The 18,276-nt window shown below is 65.5% G+C and carries 11 protein-coding genes; 2 read left to right on the forward strand and 9 right to left on the reverse strand.

What is annotated here, in order from left to right:
* The first annotated feature begins 210 nt into the window (after positions 1-210).
* On the forward strand, positions 211-2,634 hold the full coding sequence (locus AC5P8J_RS09315; RefSeq protein ID WP_227854444.1) for a penicillin-binding protein 1A: 2,424 nt from the start codon (positions 211-213) through the stop codon (positions 2,632-2,634).
* A gap of 212 nt (positions 2,635-2,846) precedes the next feature.
* Entirely contained in the window at positions 2,847-3,491 is a 645-nt protein-coding gene (locus AC5P8J_RS09320) for a hypothetical protein (protein WP_021203700.1), read from the forward strand.
* A gap of 597 nt (positions 3,492-4,088) precedes the next feature.
* Here AC5P8J_RS09320 and AC5P8J_RS09325 read toward each other — a convergent pair.
* The 9 genes from AC5P8J_RS09325 to AC5P8J_RS09365 form a co-directional block, all read right to left on the reverse strand.
* The gene (locus AC5P8J_RS09325; protein ID WP_109814413.1) at positions 4,089-4,832 is read right to left on the reverse strand and encodes a hypothetical protein; all 744 of its coding nucleotides are present in this window, start codon (positions 4,830-4,832) and stop codon (positions 4,089-4,091) included.
* Positions 4,833-4,901: 69 nt separating this feature from the next.
* On the reverse strand, positions 4,902-9,311 hold the full coding sequence (locus tag AC5P8J_RS09330) for an ESPR-type extended signal peptide-containing protein (RefSeq protein WP_495216771.1): 4,410 nt from the start codon (positions 9,309-9,311) through the stop codon (positions 4,902-4,904).
* 68 nt (positions 9,312-9,379) lie between these two features.
* Entirely contained in the window at positions 9,380-10,087 is a 708-nt protein-coding gene (locus tag AC5P8J_RS09335; protein ID WP_109814415.1) for a pilus assembly protein, read from the reverse strand.
* Positions 10,088-10,103: 16 nt separating this feature from the next.
* The gene (locus AC5P8J_RS09340) at positions 10,104-11,249 is read right to left on the reverse strand and encodes a CblD like pilus biogenesis initiator family protein (protein WP_227854029.1); all 1,146 of its coding nucleotides are present in this window, start codon (positions 11,247-11,249) and stop codon (positions 10,104-10,106) included.
* Positions 11,246-13,972 carry a TcfC E-set like domain-containing protein gene (locus tag AC5P8J_RS09345; RefSeq protein WP_478436028.1) on the reverse strand — a complete coding sequence of 909 codons (2,727 nt, stop codon included), beginning with the start codon at positions 13,970-13,972 and terminating at the stop codon, positions 11,246-11,248. The genes AC5P8J_RS09340 and AC5P8J_RS09345 overlap by 4 nt, the downstream gene beginning before the upstream one ends.
* 50 nt (positions 13,973-14,022) lie before the next feature.
* A complete protein-coding gene (locus AC5P8J_RS09350) occupies positions 14,023-14,532 on the reverse strand; it encodes a CS1 type fimbrial major subunit (RefSeq protein WP_021203706.1) in 510 nt (169 codons plus the stop codon).
* A gap of 358 nt (positions 14,533-14,890) precedes the next feature.
* Entirely contained in the window at positions 14,891-15,253 is a 363-nt protein-coding gene (locus AC5P8J_RS09355) for a NirD/YgiW/YdeI family stress tolerance protein (RefSeq protein WP_021203707.1), read from the reverse strand.
* A gap of 350 nt (positions 15,254-15,603) precedes the next feature.
* Positions 15,604-16,668 (reverse strand): hypothetical protein, encoded by a 1,065-nt coding sequence (locus AC5P8J_RS09360; protein WP_227854031.1) that lies wholly within the window; start codon positions 16,666-16,668, stop codon positions 15,604-15,606.
* 292 nt (positions 16,669-16,960) lie between these two features.
* Complete coding sequence (locus AC5P8J_RS09365) at positions 16,961-18,238, reverse strand: citrate synthase (protein WP_049453347.1); 1,278 nt, start codon at positions 18,236-18,238, stop codon at positions 16,961-16,963.
* Between the last annotated feature and the right edge of the window lie 38 nt (positions 18,239-18,276).

An 18,276-nucleotide genomic window follows, 5' to 3' on the forward strand; every position in this document is an offset into this window, starting at 1 on the left:
CCTGCCGACGGGCACTTGGACGCAAGACCTGCGCCCGAGCATTAATAACGTATTCTTAGCAAATGGTAACGGCCCTGCTGTGAAGTTCCTCACGGATTCACGATGCAGCCCCTGACTGTTCCCCTTGCGCTCCCCGGTGCCGACCCCAGCCGCCACCTTGCGTAATCTATACTCTGCGACCACGAAATTCGCAATCGGAATCTGAACCCGATGACTCGACTCCGCCGCTGGCTGCGCTGGATCTTCCTGATTGTCCTGGTCCTGGCGCTGATCGGCGCGGCCGCCGTGGGCGGTCTGTACTACGCCGTGTCCTCCAAGCTTCCCGACGTGCAGACCCTGCGCGACGTGGAAATGCAGGAGCCGATGTACGTCTATGCCGCCGACGGCAAGCTGATGGCGGTGTTCGGCGAGACCCGGCGTACCCCGATCACCATGAAGGACGTGCCGGAGAAGCTGAAGCAGGCCTTCCTGGCAACCGAGGACGCCCGCTTCTACGAGCATGGCGGTGTGGACTACAAGGGCATCGGCCGCGCGGTCTGGCTGCTGGCCACCACCAACGACAAGCGCGTGCCCGGTGGTTCCACCATCACCCAGCAGGTGGCCCGCCAGTTCTTCCTCAGCTCCGAGTACAGCTATACCCGCAAGCTGGCCGAGATCCTGCTGGCGCGGAAGATCGAATCCGAACTGAGCAAGGACGAGATCTTCGAGCTGTACCTGAACAAGAGTTTCTTCGGCAACCGCGCCTACGGCGTGGCCGCCGCCGCCGAGTTCTACTACGGCAAGAAGCTCAACGAGCTGGACCTGGACGAGATGGCCTCGCTGGCCGGCATCCCCAAGTTCCCGTCCTCGGGCAACCCGATCTCCAACCCGGAGCGCGCCCGCCAGCGTCGTGACAACTATGTGCTGCAGCGCATGGCCGACCTGAAGTTCGTCAGCCAGGCCGAAGCCGACGCGGCCAAGGCCGTGCCGATGCACGCCACCGCGCATGAGCCGCCGGTGCAGGTCGACGCGCCCTACGTGGCCGAGCTGGTGCGCCAGGAGATGATCGCCCGCTTCGGCGGCGATGTGGTCAACAAGGGTTACCACGTCACCACCACCATCGACTCCACCCTGCAGACCGCCGCCAACCTGGCCGTCCGTGATGGCCTGCTGCTGTACGACCACCGCCACGGCTGGCACGGCGTGGAGAAGCAGGTGCAGGTGGGTGCCGGCGAAGACGCCGCCGCCCTGGCCGAGCACCTGCGTGGCCTGTACGGCCAGGCCGGCCTGCTGCCGGCCATCGTTGCCAGCACCGGTGCCGATGGCAGCGCCACGGTGGTGCTGGCCAACCGGACCGAGATCGTGCTGCCGGCCGGTGCCGCCAAGTGGACCAACAAGACCCCGGGCAAGCTGGTGCAGCGCGGTGACATCGTGCGCGTGCGTGCCGGTGCCAAGGAAGGGGAGTGGCTGCTGGATCAGCTCCCGCGCGGCCAGTCCGCGCTGGTCTCGCTGGATGCCCACAGCGGTGCACTGAAGGCGCTGGTTGGCGGTTTCAGCTTCTCCGGCAACAAGTTCAACCGTGCCACCCAGGCCCGCCGCCAGCCGGGTTCGAGCTTCAAGCCCTTCATCTACGCCGCGGCCTTCGACAAGGGCTACAACCCGGCCTCGATCGTGCTCGACGCCCCGGTCGTGTTCCGCGACCGCCGCGGCAAGACCTGGGCTCCGCAGAACGACGGCGGCGGTTTCCGCGGCCCGATGCGCCTGCGCGAAGCGCTGGTGCAATCGCGCAACCTGGTCTCGGTGCGTCTGCTCGATGGCATGGGCGTGGACTACGCGCGCAAGTACATCAGCGAATTTGGTTTCGCCGAATCGGAACTGCCGCCGAACCTGTCGATGTCGCTGGGTACCGCCTCGCTCACCCCGCTGTCGGTGGCCCGTGGCTACGCGGTGTTCGCCAACGGCGGCTCGCGCGTGGACACTTGGCTGATCGACCAGGTGAACGACCGCGACGGCAACCTGGTGTTCAAGGAAAACCCGGCGATGGCCTGCCGCGACTGCGCCGGCAGCAGCGACCAGCCGGTCAGCCAGGTGGTGGACGGCTTCAACTTCGGCGCCCCGGCCCCGAAGGTGGCCCCGGCTGCTGCGGCCAAGGCCGAAGCCAAGGCCGAGACCCCGGCCGCGCCGGTCAACCCCGATGCCCGCACCGCCCCACGCGCGATCGACGCCCGCACCGCCTACCAGCTGGTGTCGATGATGCGCGACGTGGTCCAGCGCGGTACCGGCGTGCAGGCCAAGGTGCTCGGCCGCGAGGACGTGGGCGGCAAGACCGGCTCCACCAACGACCACCGCGATGCCTGGTTCTCCGGCTTCGGCGGCCCGTACGTGACCACCGTGTGGGTGGGCCGCGACGACTTCCGCTCGCTGGGTTACCGCGAATACGGTGGCAAGGCCGCCCTGCCGATCTGGATCGACTACATGCGCACCGCGCTGAAGGACACCCCGATCGCGCAGAACGAGCCGCCCAGCGGCATGGTCCAGGCCACCCTCAACGGCGCGACCGAGTGGGTGAAGGTGGAAGACATGGACCGCCTGACCGACTACGACCTGAACCTCAATACGCCGCAGGCCGACGCCGCCGCGTTCGATATCTTCTAAGAGGCAGGATTCGGTGGGTGCCAACCGTTGGTTGGCTCCGCCTCTGTAGAGCCGAGCCCATGCTCGGCTCCATGCGCCGGCGGTAGAGCAGCCGAGCATGGGCTCGGCTCTACAGGATCAACGGCACCCGCTTGCTCGCCTCCGTGAAATACCCACGCGGATGTCACATCCGTGCGCTACTCTGTAGCCAGGTCGCAACAGGGAGTCATCGCATGCATCGCGCCCGTCAGCATGCTGCCAGCCAGACCCGCGAGCGGCGTCACCGCCTCGCCCACGAAGCCGCCCGCCTGATGGCCGAAGGCGGCATCCGCGACTACCACCAGGCCAAGTTGAAGGCCGCCAGCCGGCTCGGCATCCACGACGATGCCTCCCTGCCCCGCAACACCGAGATCGAAGACGCCCTGCGCGAATACCAGCGGCTGTTCGCTGGCCCCCAGCACGGCAGCGAACTGCAGCGCCGCCGTGAGGCTGCCATGCGTGCGCTGGAGTTCCTGCACGGCTTCTCCCCGCGCCTGGCTGGCCCAGTGTTGGAGGGCACCGCCGACGCCAACAGTCCCGTGCAGCTGCACCTGCACAGCGACGACCCGGAAGCCGTGCACCGCTTCCTGGAGGAGCACGGCATTCCCGCCGAATCGCGGACGCGCCGCCTGCGCATGGACCGCGAACGCTGCCTGGACGTGCCGGTGTGGGTGTTCAGTGCCGAGGAGCTGACCTTCGACCTGGCCGTGCTGCCGTACGACGCCCTGCGCCAGGCCCCACTGTCACCGGTGGATGAGAAGCCGATGCGACGTGCGTCCGTGGCGCAGTTGCGGCAGGTGCTGGCCGAAGCGGAGATCAGCGCGTACATCGGCGGATGACGGTAGCGCCGGCCCATGGCCGGCAAGCGCAGCGGTACCTGCCAGTGATGGGTGCGGACCGTTGGTCCGCACCGTGCTTCAGGCATTTCGATTGCTGGCCGGAGAGCAGTCGAGCACGGCTCGACTCTACAGAAGCTCTGCACCCGTGTTCGGTAGGTGCGGACCGTTGGCCCGCACTGTGCTTCAGGCATTTCGATTGCTGGCCGGAGAGCAGTCGAGCACGGCTCGACTCTACAGAAGCGCTGCACCCGTGTTCGGTAGGTGCGGACCGTTGGTCCGCACTGTGCTTCAGGCATTTCGATTGCTGGCCGGAGAGCAGTGGAGCACGGCTCGACTCTACAGAAGCGCTGCACCCGTGTTCGGTAGGTGCGGACCGTTGGTCCGCACTGTGCTTCAGGCATTTCGATTGCTGGCCGGAGAGCAGTGGAGCACGGCTCGACTCTACGGGAGCGTTGCACCCGTGTTCGGTAGGTGCGGACCGTTGGTCCGCACTGTGCTTCAGGCATTTCGATTGCTGGCCGGAGAGCAGTGGAGCACGGCTCGACTCTACAAAAGCTGCGCTACCTGCGCTGGCAGATGATGCCCATCATGCTCCCACTACCAGACAAAACGGGTATCGCGCAGCGGGTCGCTGAGCAACCGCGGCAACCACGGCGCGGCGGCTCGCTGCGGATACTCCCGCATCATCTGTGCATGCATGACCTGCAGGCCCCGCAGCAACCAGATCTGATCATAGATGTCGTTGAACCCATCCGACCACCCACTCTTCACCCGCTCATGCTCGACCGCCTCCAACGACGGCATCTGGTCCAGCGACACCTCCAGGATCGTCAACAGTGCTGTGTTGATCTGCGCATTCTCAACACCCGCCCTGCGCACATCCTCCAATCGAGCGCGAATCCGTCGGCAGTCGTACGGGACGCACCCACCCGTGGCGGTGATGTAGTCGGCGATGTCCGCCAGCATGTCGGCTTTCAGCCGCCACACCACTTCGCTGTCCATCACCTGCCGCACCCGCATCGTGCGCAACGTGCTCGCCCTTACCTCCTCCGGCGTGGTGAACGGTGCACCCGGCGTGCGGCCCGCGTGGCGCACCAGCACGATGCGATGGATCGCCTCGCTGGTGACGCCCTCGATCCGCAGCGCCGCTGCCTGAGGACGCACGCGCGGCGGCGGCACGCCCAGCATCTGCCACAGATACCACAGCACCAGCAGCAGACCGGCGATGCATAGCCCGCTCATCAGCGTCCACAGGTCCAGGTTCCGGGTGTAGTAGCGAAAGCGCGCCCGCCAGATATAGAACGTGCGATAGCTGACGATTCCACTTACCCATCTGTACATTGCCTTCTCCTCGGCAAGGACCCCGGCGCGACGGGGTTCATTACGCGCACCACGCCGGGGCCGCATGGCTTACCAGCCGATGCCCACGCCGACGCCCATGCTGCGTTCACCACTGTTGGTGAACGCGCCATTGAGGCTGAAGGTGGCCGAGCCCTTCTCGTTGAGCACACGCTGGTAGCCCACCGCCATCGCCGACTCACCCTCGCTGTATCCCACGCCCGCACCCAGGCGGTTGTAGGTGGCCAGGCCGGCGGTGTTCATCGCCATCGCGGTCTGCGCGCTGCTCATCGCCGCCATGCGGTTGAAGCGCTTGTCCATCTTGTCCAGGCGACGCTCGAAGTTGCTGATCGCGCCATCGGTATACTCGTTGGCGCGGGCCAGCATCTTCTCCAGTTCAGCGGTATCGACCTGCGGCTTCGGGGTGTCCTCCTTCTTCGTCTTCGGCTGCGGCGTGGGCTTCTCACCCTCGCCTGCCGACGCCACCTGCTGGCCGCCTTCGGCCTGCGGCACCGGCGCTTCCGGTTCGGGCACTGAAGCCACCGCCATTGCCTGCGGCTGCGGCGCATCGATGCGCTGCTCCAGCCCGTCCATGCGGCCGTTGAGCTGCTGCTGCATCGAATGCAGCTGACCACCATTGACCGCATCGCGGCTGCCGGCGGCGATCAGGCCATTGGCCACGTTGGAAATGACCATGCCGTGGGTTCCGGCCAGGGTGAGCTGGTTGAGACCGTCGGCGCGGACGGAGGGCGTGTCCTGGAACACGCTGCGCAGCTGCGACTCGACCTGGTTCACCCTCGAGCGGTTGCTGACTACTGCACCGTCGAGCGCCTCAAGCGCACCATTGAGCGTGGACTGGGACTGGCCCTGCACGGTGAAGCTGGGGCCGACGATGTTGCCGTTGGCATCGACTTCACCGCCGAGCGCGGACAGCGCACCGCGCAGCTGGCCGACGGTGGCGGCATTGTGGTTGGCGGTGCCGCTGGCGATGTTGGTGAGACGGCGCTTCATCTCGATATTGCCGAATGAAACGGTTCCTGCTTCATCCGCAACTGAGTGGACGCCAATAGCTACGCTAGAGCTTGCCCCCTGCTCGACCGTACTGCCAACACCGATTGCAATACCGTTTGCTTCATGGACAGAGGAATAGACGCCGACAGCAAAGCCATGCTCAGCCGTAGCATCAACGTAAGCTGCTCTACCGAGCGCCACTGAGTTCTTTCCGTCGGCCCTCGCGAAGCTTCCAATGGCAACGGCCCCTTCACTTTGCAAAGAAGCCTGAGCGGAGTCACCAATCGCAACCCCGACTGCCCCTGCCTTCGCTGCCTTCCCGGGCCCTTGATCACCGACAGCAACAAATCGCGACGCGGAAGATAGCTTCTGTAGCTCCTCATTCGTTGCATAGAGCTGGCTGCCGCGTACAACATCCGAGCTGTCAGCCGACAACTTCGCCTCGGCCACACCAGTCAAACGCACACCGCCGAAGTCGATTGGGCCATTTGCATCCAATCCACGCATCGCCTGCTGCCCCATCTCCCGCTCCTTGCGCATCGCCTCCAGATCATTCCGATTCTGCGAGATCTTCTGCTCTGCGGCGTACAACTGGCTGCCGTTCACGGCATCACGGCTTCCTGGCGCTACCCGACCGTCAGCCAAGTTGGTCAGCACCATGCCGTTCGCGCCACTGAGCGCGATCTGGTTCATGCCATCGGTACGGGCCGACGGCGAGTCCTGGAAAATCGAGCTGAGCTGATCTTCCACCTTGCCCGCGCGACGACCTGCAGTGATGACGGCGCCATCAAGCGCCATTAGTGCGTCTTCGACCGTGCTCCGCGTTCCGCCCTGCACCAAGTAGGTTGGGGCGATGATATTTCCGCTGGCGTCCATGCCTGCCCCGCCGCCAAGGGTAGCGAGGGAGTCCTTGAGCTGAGAGACGGTGGAAGCGTTGTGGTCGACGGTGCCTCGGGCGACGTTTACCAGGCGGCGCTGCATGCCTGAATTCCCAAACGACGCAACTCCATCTTCATCTGCTTGGGAGCTATTGCCGAGTGCTAGCGAGCCGCGCGCCCCACTTTCAACTCTTGCTCCAGCACCAATCGCGACACCTCCACTTGCACCGCCCGCGTGTCCGCCGACCTGTGCACCGGTCCCCAATGCGAATCCGTTCTCGGAATCCACCGAGACAGCTGCCCCTCTACCAATTGCGGTGGAGTTCTTTCCCATGGCCTCCGCAAGCGTACCCACTGCAGTTCCTCCCTCCAGCCAAGTCTTTGCAGAGTTCCCGATCGCAACGCCTGCAACACCCGCTTCTGCGCGTTCACTGATGGGTGCTGATCCGATACTCACAAACTTTGCGACCTCCTCCAGCTCAGAGATCCGCGAATTTGTTGAATAAAGCTGTCTCCCAGACACAGCTTCAGCGCTGCTGGCGTTCAACAATCCATCCGCCACACCACTGATCCTCCGGTTGGCATTGGCGCTGTTGCGCACGTCCAACGTTGTACCGCCGTTCTTCTCACCCAGACGCACATTGCCAGTCGTAGACACTTGTGCCACCAGCCCGCCAAGCGCTGCGGTCTCGACCAACGCCTTGGCTGCATCCGTCTTTGCCGCCGCCGCCTCTGTGCCCGCAGTTCTGGCAACACTCTCCACCGCCGCCACCTTGTCATTGGTGGCATTGAGCTGCCTGCCGTTGACGGCCTCAAAGCTGCTGTCGCTGACCACGCCTTCGGCCACGCCGGTCAGTTTCCGGTTCGCATTGGCGCTATTGCGCACATCCAACACCGTTCCGCTGTTCTTCTCACCCAAGCGGACATTACCGGTTGCCGACACCTGCCCCACCAGGCCGCCCAGCGTCACCACCTGAGTCAGCGCCTTGCTCGCATCAGATTTGGCCTCTCCCGCAGCGGTCTGTGCCTTGGCAACATTCTCATTGGTCGTGTTCAACTGCCTGCCGGTCACTGCTTCCGTGCTGGAGGTGCTCAGCGTGGCATCGGCCACACCGGTCACCTTGCGGTTGGCATTGGCACTGTTGCGGACATCCAGCGAGGTACCGCTGTTCTTCTCGCCCAGGCGGACACTGCTGGTGGACGAAGTCTGGCCGATCAGGCCGGTCACCGTGGTGACCTGGGCCAGCGCCTTGCTGGCATCAGCCTTGGCCGCATCCGCAGCGGTTTGCGCCCTGGTGACATTGCCATTGGTCGTGTTGAGCTGGCGTCCGTTCACGGCTTCGGTGCTGGTCGTCGTCAGCGCGCCGTCGGAAACGCCACTTACCTTGCGCGTGGCCAGCACCGCATTGCGCATGCTGACTTCCGTACCGGTATTGCTGTTGGCGATGCGTACGACGCCGCTTGCGGAATCCTGCTTGATCAGGCCATCAACCCGCTCATTCATGGCATGCAGCTGCTTGCCGGTGACCGCATCGGTGCTGGAGGCGGTGACACTACCATCGGCCACGTTCACGATGCGACGGCGCACCGAGGCGCTGCCTACCGACACCGTATTGGCTTCCGTGGCCACCGAGCGGACACCCAGGGCCACGGCGCCCTGCGCGGAAGCAGACGCCGCATAGCCCAGCGCGACGCCGTCGATGTACGCGCGCGTATCGCCGCCGATGGCGATGGCACCGGTGTAGCCCAGGCTTCCCGCACGGGCACCGCCACCGATGGCGACCCCCCCCGTGCCTGCACCGGTGTCGACCATTGCCTTGGCACCAAGCGCCACCCCACCGGCACCGTTTGCGATCGTGCTCGCGCCCAGGGCAACTGCGTCCTCCTGCTGCGCCACGGAACTCAACCCCAGGGCGATGGCATTTGTACGGCTGGCAGACGCCTTTGCACCAACCGCCATCGAACCCGCAGCCGAAGTGCTGGAGTTGGCACCGAGCGCAAGGGCATCCACGCCACGCGACGACGAGCCGCTGCCGAGTGCGATGGCATTTTGTGCCCTGGCCTCTGCTTTGTTCCCCAAGGCAGTGGCACCAATGTAGGCGGCATAGGCATTGGCACCAACGGCCACGTTGTGGCCACCATCAGCGGAGGTCCTGGCGTTGTAGCCTACCGACACGCTATCCACGGCATAGGTGCTTGCCTTGAATCCAAAGGCAGCGCTGTTCTGACCGTTGATACTGGCGCCAACACCGAATGCGGCAGTGTTATCGCCATTGACCACGGAGCCCGCACCGAAGGTCAGGGTATTCCAGCCCCCTGCCAGTGCAACAGGAGAGAATTTTGTGTCATCAAAATGCCCCGACATCGGGATGCAGTTGATGATCGTTCCATTTCCTACATTGAAAGGATCGCAACCCGGGATCCGTCGCTCCTTCGCGGCTGCATCCGCGCCCAACGCAGCAAGCAACAGCACCGGCAAACTGCAGATTCCATGAGTTCCTGACGCTCTCTTCCCACAGGGCTTGGCCAGTTCGCTGGCTACGTCCCAGCAGCCTTTGGCGTGATTCCAGATACGACGATAGATTCGATTCATGTGTTTCTCCTTAACAGGACAAGGAAAGTGAGGCCCCGTGCCGGGCACGGGGCGGGCAAAGTGCGGGCTCAAGTCGTTGTCGGCGCGATCGTCCGCACGTGTTCGCGATAGCCATCGCGGGTGAGCCGGTAACGCAGTTGCAGCGAGTTGCCCGGCTGAAGCTGGAACGGCAGCGTCAGTGCGGCATCGGGATAGAGGCTGTGCGACACGGGGTGTGGCGTGCAGGTGCCCGCGGCCGTGCACTCCTCGGCACCGATGATTCCCACGCGCAGCGTGCCGGTGTTGTGCAGCGTGTTGTCCTGGAGGCGCAGGTCCACCACACCGTCGTCGGGGGTGACGTTGACCAGCGCCCCCCAGACCAGGCTGACGCCGATGTTTGCCTGTGCGCCTTCGCCGTCTTCGAGGGGAGCGTCATCCGGCCCGCGCACGCCTTCGAAGTAGAGGCGGTAGGCCGTTTCCTTCTGGACCTGCTGCAGCGGAATCACCCGGATCAGCCGGTTGCCGCCGCCGGAAAGTGCGAACTTGCCGGGGGTGATGGCAATCGCCGCATCCGAGGCTTCCATCTCCTGTTCTTCTTCGGCAGGCGTGGCAGGATTGACGATGCGCCGCAGGCGGGTCTGCACGTACTGCGGAATGGTCGACTGCGAGTACACACGGATATGGGTGCCGCGCTTGGCATCCACCGCTGCGCGCATCGGGTGGATGGATAGATTGGCGTATGCCGGCAGTGCAAGCAGGGCGCTCACCGGCAGCAGGCAGAACAGCAGCTTCTTCATGGCAGGCTCCTCGGGATCAGGGTTTGGCGGTGGGGACGTCGAGCACCACGGTCAGCTCGCCCTCGTACAGGCCGGGGCGCTGGCTGGCGATCGGGGTGGGCGGTGTTTCCAGGGTCAGCGGCGTCGGCACGCAGTACACCGGCTGGCTGATGCCCGGCAGCATCACCAGCCGCAGCTGTGCGCTGTCGATGCCGCGCAGCTGCTGCTTGACGTTGTGCTTCATCGCCAGGCGGTGGCCGCCGTAGTCCAGGTGGACGCGGTAGTCCAGGCGCTGGCTGGCATCGCTGCCGCCATCGCGGTGCCAGAGCGAGAAGTCCGACCCTGCAGGTGGGCGTGGACCGCTGTCGCGAACCGTGACGTCGAGGTATTCGCTCTGCGAACCCAGGCCGTCGTACAGGCACATATCCAGCTGTTTCCTGCCACCCACCACCTTCTGGATGGGGTCGTAGCGCAGATCGAGATTGACCAGCGGCGCGACGGTGTCGAAGGTCGGGAAGTAGATCGAGATCGCGTCGTAGTCGGTGACGGTGAAATCGAAGTTGAAGGTGGCTGTGGCGACGGGTGCTGCGGCGGGATCGGCCTTGATGTTCAGGCGCATCGTGGCCTTCCAGTGGCCTGCGACGAGCCGCGAGATTTCGCGTTGAGGCAGGATCAACTGGACGCCAGTTCCAATCGGCTTATCTGCCCCGCTTCCTAGACCACATTCGTACCAGAATGCTGCATTCAGCGTGCGCTGCTCGCCGTCCCAGTAGTCGAAACTACAGCGGATGCCCGACATAACCCGCCGCAGACTTCCCACAGCACTGATATCCGTACGCAGACCAGTCCTCAGATCAACGAGACGCAACGCAATCTTTGTTTCCCCCCCCGAGATGAGCGGCGCACCCTCCGTCGGGCACCGACCGAATTCACTATCTGAAGCAGACTCACAAACCACATGGATCTGCCCATACTTCAGCGCCAGGTCGTGACTGAATCCCAACACCGTCCGCGGCGCCCACAACTCCACATCACCGGGTACCGCCGAGCGATCCCAGCTCATCACGATGTCCCGGCTCTGGTCGGCCGGATGCGTTTCCGGCGGCCACTGCGCCCACGCCCGCGGCATCACCAGCGCCAGCGCACACACCAGCATCAACACGAACATCCAACGCCGGTTCATGGCGTACCTCCTACAGCAGCGGTCCGGGGCGTGGCGGCGATCAACGCGCGTTCCTGCAGCAGCCGGGTCACGCGGGCCTGCTGGCGGATCTCGGCCGGCAGCTGGGCCACGGCCAGCGGCTCGCAGTGCACGGCACCGACCAGCAGCACCACCTGGCGGCGCTCGCGCACCTGCAGCGGGCAGTGCAGCAGGCGGTCGTCCTGCAGCAGGTACAGCGTCGTTTCGCGACGCGGGAAATCGGCGACGAAGCCGCCGTTGGCGCTGGTGCCGGGCACCGGCGCGTTGAGAATGCGGGCGCCGCCCAGCGGCGCACCGGCCAGGTCACGGGCATGGCCGATGAAGGTGTAGGTCACTTCGATCGGCACCGGCATGCGCATCAGCTTGCCGGGCGTCAGGAACATCGGCCGTGCCCCGCCCACGCCGGTCACGCGGATGGCGGCGACGCTGTCCAGCGTGCTGGCGTCCTGCACTTCGGCACGTTGCGATTGATAGGCCGGCAGCGGCAGCAGCCGGCGCTCGCCGATCTGCAGGCGTTGCCTGCGCAGCCCGCCCACCTGCAGTTCGGCGGCCACGCCGCGCAGGTCGGCGTCATCGGTATCGGCCACCTGCACGGCAAGGCCGGCATCGGCGCCGTTGGCACCGCTCCAGTAGAAACCGCGACGGCCGAGCGCGAAGCCGGAACTGTGTGCGCCGCTGTAGCCGGTTTCGCTGCGGCCACGCTGCTGGTAGCGCGCCACGCTGGCGCTGGTGTGGCCGACGCCATTCTGCAGCTGGCCACCCAGTGAAGCGCTGTAGCGCTCGTTGTTGTTGGCGCGCAGCTCGCCCGACAGCTCGCGATACTGTGTATCCAGTTCCTGGCGCAGGCTCTGGCCAACGCTGTAGTCGATCGCCGGGCGCTGATGCTGCGGCTGGCGCACATCCACGGCATAGCGGCGCTGCCCATCACCGGCAGCGCTGCGGTGCCGACGGCTCAGGCTGAGGTTGACGTAGATGCCACGGTCGCGCTCGGTACTGCCACGCACGCTGTCGGTGCTGTGCTGCCGCCACACACCCACGCGCGTGGAGACGCTGAAATCCTGCCAGCGATGGCTGCGGCTGAAGCTGGCCTGCCAGGTGCGGCTGAGCAGCGGCTCGCGGCGCGGTTCCAACGGCCCCGGCGGCAACAGCGGCTCAAGCCCGAACAACGGATCCTGCTCGAACTCTGGCCGGTGCCAGCCGGTGCGCCAGGTCTGGCGCCGGGTGTAGCCCACGTAAACATTGCCGCCCGCCAGCGGCAGCGACATCGAACCACTGAGCGCGTTGGTGCAGCCCAGCTGGTCGTGCGCCTCGGCCTCGAACTGGCAGGCCTTGCCACGCATGCGCTGCTGGTAGAGATTCCACGACGCCGTGCGCCGGTACGACAGCTGGTGCTGCTGCCCGTTGCTGCCGTCGCTGCCGCGCATGCCGCTGAAGGTGGCGCGTACTTCCTGCGTGGCCATCACCCGGCGCAGGTCCAGGCGCAGCTCGCCGTAGCGGTGCCCGCCGAACGTGGCGGCACCGGCGGTCATGGCCGCGTCGCGGCCCAGCGGCACGCGCACGCCGGCCATCGCGATGCGCTCGCCATCGAAAGCATCGCTGCGGCGTTCGTTGCGGTGGCCACCCTGCACGAACCATTGCCACTGGCTGTTGGTCCAGTCGCCGCCCTTGTCGAAGGGCGCCTCCTCGGTGCGCACCAGCACACCGTCCTCGTAGATGCGCATGCGCACCAGGTAGTTGCCGAACGGGAAATTGCGGGTGTCGATCTGGTTGATGCCGGCCTGCAGGTAGAAGGTCTGCAGCAGGCGCTCGCCATCGAACACGTCCACCCGCGCATCGCGCGCCAGCAGCACGGTCAGCGGGCTGGCCTGCACCGCCGCGTCGGTGTCCACATAGGCCTGGGTGGTACCCAGGCGTGCGCCCTGGAAGCGGTCCAGCGGCAGCATGCTGAAGCTGAAAGTGCCGCCCTGCGGGCTGGACAGGTTGCGGCGGTCCATGCGCCCGGCCTGCAGGTAGTGCGCCGGCCCCAGGTCGTGGCGGTAATAGACGTTGTCGAACTGGAAATCGTCGTCGCTGTGGCTGCGATAGCGCTGCTGGTTGTAGTACCACTCGGCCGACAGGTGGCCGCGATCGAACAGGCCCAGCGTGCCGACGCCGCGTGCCGACAGCGACTGGTAGTCACGGCCACCACTGAGGTTGAGCGTCTGCTGATGCAGGAACGCGTTCTCGGCATTGGCGGTGACCGTATGGAAACGCTCGGCGGCAGGCTTGCCGGGAATCCACTGGCGCGCCACGAACAAGCGCACCGCGCCCTCGCCTTCGTCATACAGCGCGCGCACCTCGTCGGGAGCTTCCGGCGGATCGATGTAGCCGCAGCCGGCACTGGCACCACCGAAGCGGCAGGCCAGGTGGCTGTTGCGCGGCAGCGGCTGCGACAGCGCAGGCAGCAGGGCGGCCTGCGCCTCGGCAGGCAGGTCCAGTGCCTGCAGCACGCGCGCGGGATCTTCCAGCTGCACGTGCTCCAGGGTCACGCGCACCGGCGACAGCCCGGCCGAGCGGCCGAACAGCTGGATGTCGAGTTGTTCGGTCTGGCCTTCGACCAGATCTTCAAAACCGGGCGGGACGCCGCGCGCGGCCGCCAGCGGAGTGGACAACGCCAGGGCGAGCGCGACCGCCAGCCGGGTGACGGCGGGGGCGTGTAGGGTCATGGGGGCACCGCTGCAAGCGGCCGGCCCGGGATGCGGGCCGGCGCGGGGGATTACGGCGTAGCCGCCTTCTGGTTCAGCACGACGTTGACCAGGCCGCTGTACGCGCCCTTGGTGAGGATCGGCGCCGGCGTGGTCTGTGCGATGGTCAGCGGCATCGAGATCGAGGCGCCCGGGGTCGAGCCCGCACCGTTGAACAGGTCAGTTGCCTTGTACTCGATGGCGGCTGCACCCAGCGCGCGGTTGTTCAGGCTGATGGTCATCGGCACGGTCACGGCGCCGGTCTCGTTGGCCAGGAAGAAGCTGCCATCGATGCGGGCTTCGATATCCGCGGTTTCATCGTTGGAGTGGATGCGCACGCGCTGCGTGTTCGGAATCAGGCCGCGCAGCGGGTCGTGGGTGAGGGTGACCATGTCCGGCAGCGGCGTGCCGTCGTCGCGCAGCAGCGCCAGGGTCGGGTCGACGTCGGCGTAGACGGAGATCTTGGTTTCCACGGCGTGCGCGGACAGCGAAGCAGTGGCCAGCGCTGCAGCGAGCGCGGCCTTCTTGATAATGGCGTGCATGGGTGTCTCTCTCGGACAGGGGGAATATGAAAGCCCCCCTCCCCTAAGGAGAAAGGGAGGGAGGCGCCGCCCGCAGAGGTGGTTGCGGGCGACGGAGAGAATGTTAGGAATCCATTGCCATGCAGACTATTCAAGCATTCCTAAAACGTGGAACGTTAAGGAGAATTCTTGAAGGTGTTCAATGTTTGAGGGCTATGCAATTCCCCTCACTGCTTGAATGCAATAAACCTCATTGCTTCGCATTTGTAGAGTCGAGCATGGCTCGACTCTACAGACAGCTTTTCCGGTCGTTTTGACGTCATCCACGCATGGCGTGGATCTACTGTGGCGCCGGGCCCATGCGCGGCTGCCGTTCGCTTCAACCTGCGGGCACCACGGTGACGTGATCGACATCGATGTCGGTCGGCTTGAATCGATGCGTGTCGACCTTGCCACGCAGCTCGACCACGGTGTCGGCGCCAATGGCCTGCGGCGGCAGGTCTTCGTCATCGATCTCGACTTCGATCTGGCCGCTGGCATCACGGAACTGGTAGCGTTCGTCCCCGATCTTGGAGATGAGGGTGCCACGCAGCACCACCGGATGGTCATCGCGCTGCGCGCGTGCGTCGGCGACGGTGCTGGCAGCCGTTCCCGCGCCTGGTCCGGTGTACTGCGCAAAGGCCTGCGGGCTCAGCAGGGCAAGCGGCGTGGCGATGAGGGCGATGGCAAGCAATCGGTTCATGGTGTTCTCCGCGAAGGGATGAGTACCCTCAGGTTCTATCGCCCTCCGTGTGATGCCCATGCAATAGATCCGAAAAGATGTGAACGCGACATCCATTGTCAGAATGCATTCAGATCCTGAAGCGAGTCCCTGTGGAACCGCGCCCGGGCGCGGCTGCTGTCCGCGCTGCGCACGGGAGTCGAGCATGGGTCGACTCTACAGATATCAGGCCGCCTTTCGGCGGCCTGATGAGACATCGCGTTGGCGCCCGATCAGAAGAAGATCGCGTACAGGATCAGCAGCGGAATCGGCACGCCCAACAGCCAGAGCAGAATCATTTTCATGGCAGGTCTCCTTGCACGGTAGGCGGGTTACAGGTCGCGGCGGCGGCCGCCCCAGGTGGCGCTGAGGCTGGCGAAGAACGCGCCGATCAGCAAGGTGATGAACAGCCACAGCGCGGCATACGCTGCTGCCTTGCGGGCATCGTCGGCCGCCTGCTTGGCGGTGCTCTTCGCCTTCTCCAGCGCGGCACGCATGCGCGTCTGCACATCGGTCACACGGGCCTGCGCTTCGGCCTGGCTCATGCCGGTTTCGCGCGCGATCAGCTGCGACAGGTACTGGGTGTCGGCCGGATCCAGGCCATCGCCCTGCAGGCTGTTGACGATGATGCGGTTCACTTCGGCACGGACTTCGCGGCGGTCGCCCATCAGGCCGTTGCCCGGCATAGGGCGCGGCGGCGGGCCCATGCGCGCGTCGCGTGGGCCGACGCTTGCGGCCGGCGGCGGTGGGGCATTCGGATCCATCGGTGCACCCGGCGGCGGCACTGCAGGATCAGACGGCCCTGCGCTGGTGGTGCTGCGGAACAGCGAATCGACCCAGTAGTTGAGGTCGCCTTCCGGAGCCGCGGCGGCAGCGCTGCCGGCGCCCGCAGCGGCAACACCGGCCGTGGATGCGGCAGCGCCTGCGGTGGCGCCCGCCACCTTTGCACCGGCGCCCAGCACGCCACCGATGGTGGAGGTGAGCAGGCCCGCAGTCAGCAGCGTGGCCACCGCCCACGATACGAAGCCGTGTGCGGTGTCGCGGAAGTAGGTTTCATCGCCATGGATCTGCGTCCACTTGGTGCGCAGGCGGCCGGCCAGATAGCCACCCAGGCCGGACGCGGCCAATGCGGTGAAGGTGAGCCAGATGATGCTGGACCAGCCGAAGGTTTCCTTGCTGACGCCTTCGAACGACCACGGCGACACCGACGACAGGCCGAGGCCAACGCCCAGGATCAGCAGGATGAGGGAGAGCGCAGCGGCAGCGGCGGCACCGGCGAAGATCGCGCCCCAGGACACGGCGCTTTCGCTGGGAGGGGTGACGATAGGGGCGGTGACGACAGTGGCGACGTCGGGACCAAGCGGGCCGCGCTCGGGTGGGTCGAATCGGGTACTCATCGGGATGGACGCTCCATTTCAGGTGCTGCGGATGCAGCTGGCGTCCTGAGGCTGCGCGAGCGCTTGTGAAGCTGGTGAGACCCTTGAATCACGCGGTCTTGGCGCGGTGAAGCGCGTGCCAACCAAGGTTGGCACCTACCGAAGGCGGATGCGGTGGTAGATCCACGCCATGCGTGGATGATTTTTCGCAGGCGCCGAAATCGTGCGGACCAACGGTCCGCACCTACCAAGTCCGCGCAAAAAAAAACGCCCCGCGGATGCGGGGCGTTCTCGGCACAACCTACGCGGGCGATCAGCCCTGATAGTCGCGCACGTCGCTGCCGGTGTAGACCTGGCGCGGACGGCCGATCTTCATTTCCGGGTCGACCTGCTGTTCCAGCCAATGCGACACCCAGCCGGAGGTACGGCCCAGGGCGAACATGACGGTGAACATCTCGGTCGGGATCTGCAGCGCCTTGTAGATGATGCCGCTGTAGAAATCGACGTTCGGGTACAGCTTGCGGGCGACGAAGTACTCGTCCTGCAGCGCGGCCTGCTCCAGCTTCACGGCCACGTCCAGCAGCGGATCCTGCACGCCCAGCTGCTTGAGCACCTTGCTGGTCATCTCGCCGATGACCTTGGCGCGCGGGTCGAAGTTCTTGTAGACGCGGTGGCCGAAGCCCATCAGGCGGAAGCCGGAGGTCTTGTCCTTGGCCTTGACCACGGCAGACTCGACGTTGTCGGCAGTGCCGATTTCTTCCAGCATCTTCAGCACGGCTTCGTTGGCACCGCCGTGGGCCGGACCCCACAGCGCGGTGACGCCCGCAGCGACCGACGCGTACGGGTTGGCACCGGTCGAACCGACCAGGCGCACGGTCGAGGTCGAGGCGTTCTGCTCGTGGTCGGCGTGCAGGATGAACAGCAGGTCCAGCGCCTTGACCACGTCCGGGTTCAGATCGTACTGGCCGTCAGCCGACTCGAAGGTCTGCTTCAGGAAACGGCTGACGTAGTCCAGGGAGGTGTCCGGCTTGTTGGCCGGCAGGCCCTTGCCGTGGCGGTAGATCAGCGCCGACAGGGTCGGCACCTTGGCGATCAGGCGCACGGCGGCCTGGCGGCGCTGTTCGGCGTCGGACAGGTCCAGCGAGTCGTGATAGATGGCCGACAGCTGCGCGATCGCAGCGGCCAGGATGGCCATCGGGTGGGCATCCTTGGCGAAGCTGCCGATCAGGGTGTTGATCGACTCATCGACGTTGGCTTCGGCGGTCAGCTCATCGGTGAAGGCCTTCAGCTGCTCGGCGCTCGGGCGCTCGCCGTTGATCAGCAGGTAGGCCACTTCGACGTAGCTCGACTTTTCCGACAGCTGTTCGATCGGGTAGCCGCGGTACAGCAGCACGCCCTTGTCGCCGTCGATGTAGGTGATGGCGGACTTGCAGCTGGCCGTCGCGGTGAAGCCGGAATCGTAGGTGAAATACCCCGTTTCCTTGGTCAGCTTCGCGATGTCGACGCAGTCGTTGCCAAGGGTGGGTTTGATGACGGGCAGAACGACCGACTTGTCGCCGGCGTTGAGCGTGACCTGATCAAGATCGGACACTGTGTGCGCTCCTTCATGGGAAGGCGCCTGCCCAAGCG

The sequence above is a fragment of the Stenotrophomonas sp. YJH_SMC_37 genome (genome assembly GCF_059370035.1).

What these genes read in the sequence shown, in the direction of transcription:
- AC5P8J_RS09315 (WP_227854444.1), top strand. Translation starts at nt 211, where the DNA reads ATGACTCGACTCCGCCGCTGGCTGCGCTGGATCTTCCTGATTGTCCTG.
- AC5P8J_RS09320 (WP_021203700.1), top strand. Translation starts at nt 2,847, where the DNA reads ATGCATCGCGCCCGTCAGCATGCTGCCAGCCAGACCCGCGAGCGGCGT.
- AC5P8J_RS09325 (WP_109814413.1), bottom strand. Translation starts at nt 4,832, where the DNA reads ATGTACAGATGGGTAAGTGGAATCGTCAGCTATCGCACGTTCTATATC.
- AC5P8J_RS09330 (WP_495216771.1), bottom strand. Translation starts at nt 9,311, where the DNA reads ATGAATCGAATCTATCGTCGTATCTGGAATCACGCCAAAGGCTGCTGG.
- AC5P8J_RS09335 (WP_109814415.1), bottom strand. Translation starts at nt 10,087, where the DNA reads ATGAAGAAGCTGCTGTTCTGCCTGCTGCCGGTGAGCGCCCTGCTTGCA.
- AC5P8J_RS09340 (WP_227854029.1), bottom strand. Translation starts at nt 11,249, where the DNA reads ATGAACCGGCGTTGGATGTTCGTGTTGATGCTGGTGTGTGCGCTGGCG.
- AC5P8J_RS09345 (WP_478436028.1), bottom strand. Translation starts at nt 13,972, where the DNA reads ATGACCCTACACGCCCCCGCCGTCACCCGGCTGGCGGTCGCGCTCGCC.
- AC5P8J_RS09350 (WP_021203706.1), bottom strand. Translation starts at nt 14,532, where the DNA reads ATGCACGCCATTATCAAGAAGGCCGCGCTCGCTGCAGCGCTGGCCACT.
- AC5P8J_RS09355 (WP_021203707.1), bottom strand. Translation starts at nt 15,253, where the DNA reads ATGAACCGATTGCTTGCCATCGCCCTCATCGCCACGCCGCTTGCCCTG.
- AC5P8J_RS09360 (WP_227854031.1), bottom strand. Translation starts at nt 16,668, where the DNA reads ATGAGTACCCGATTCGACCCACCCGAGCGCGGCCCGCTTGGTCCCGAC.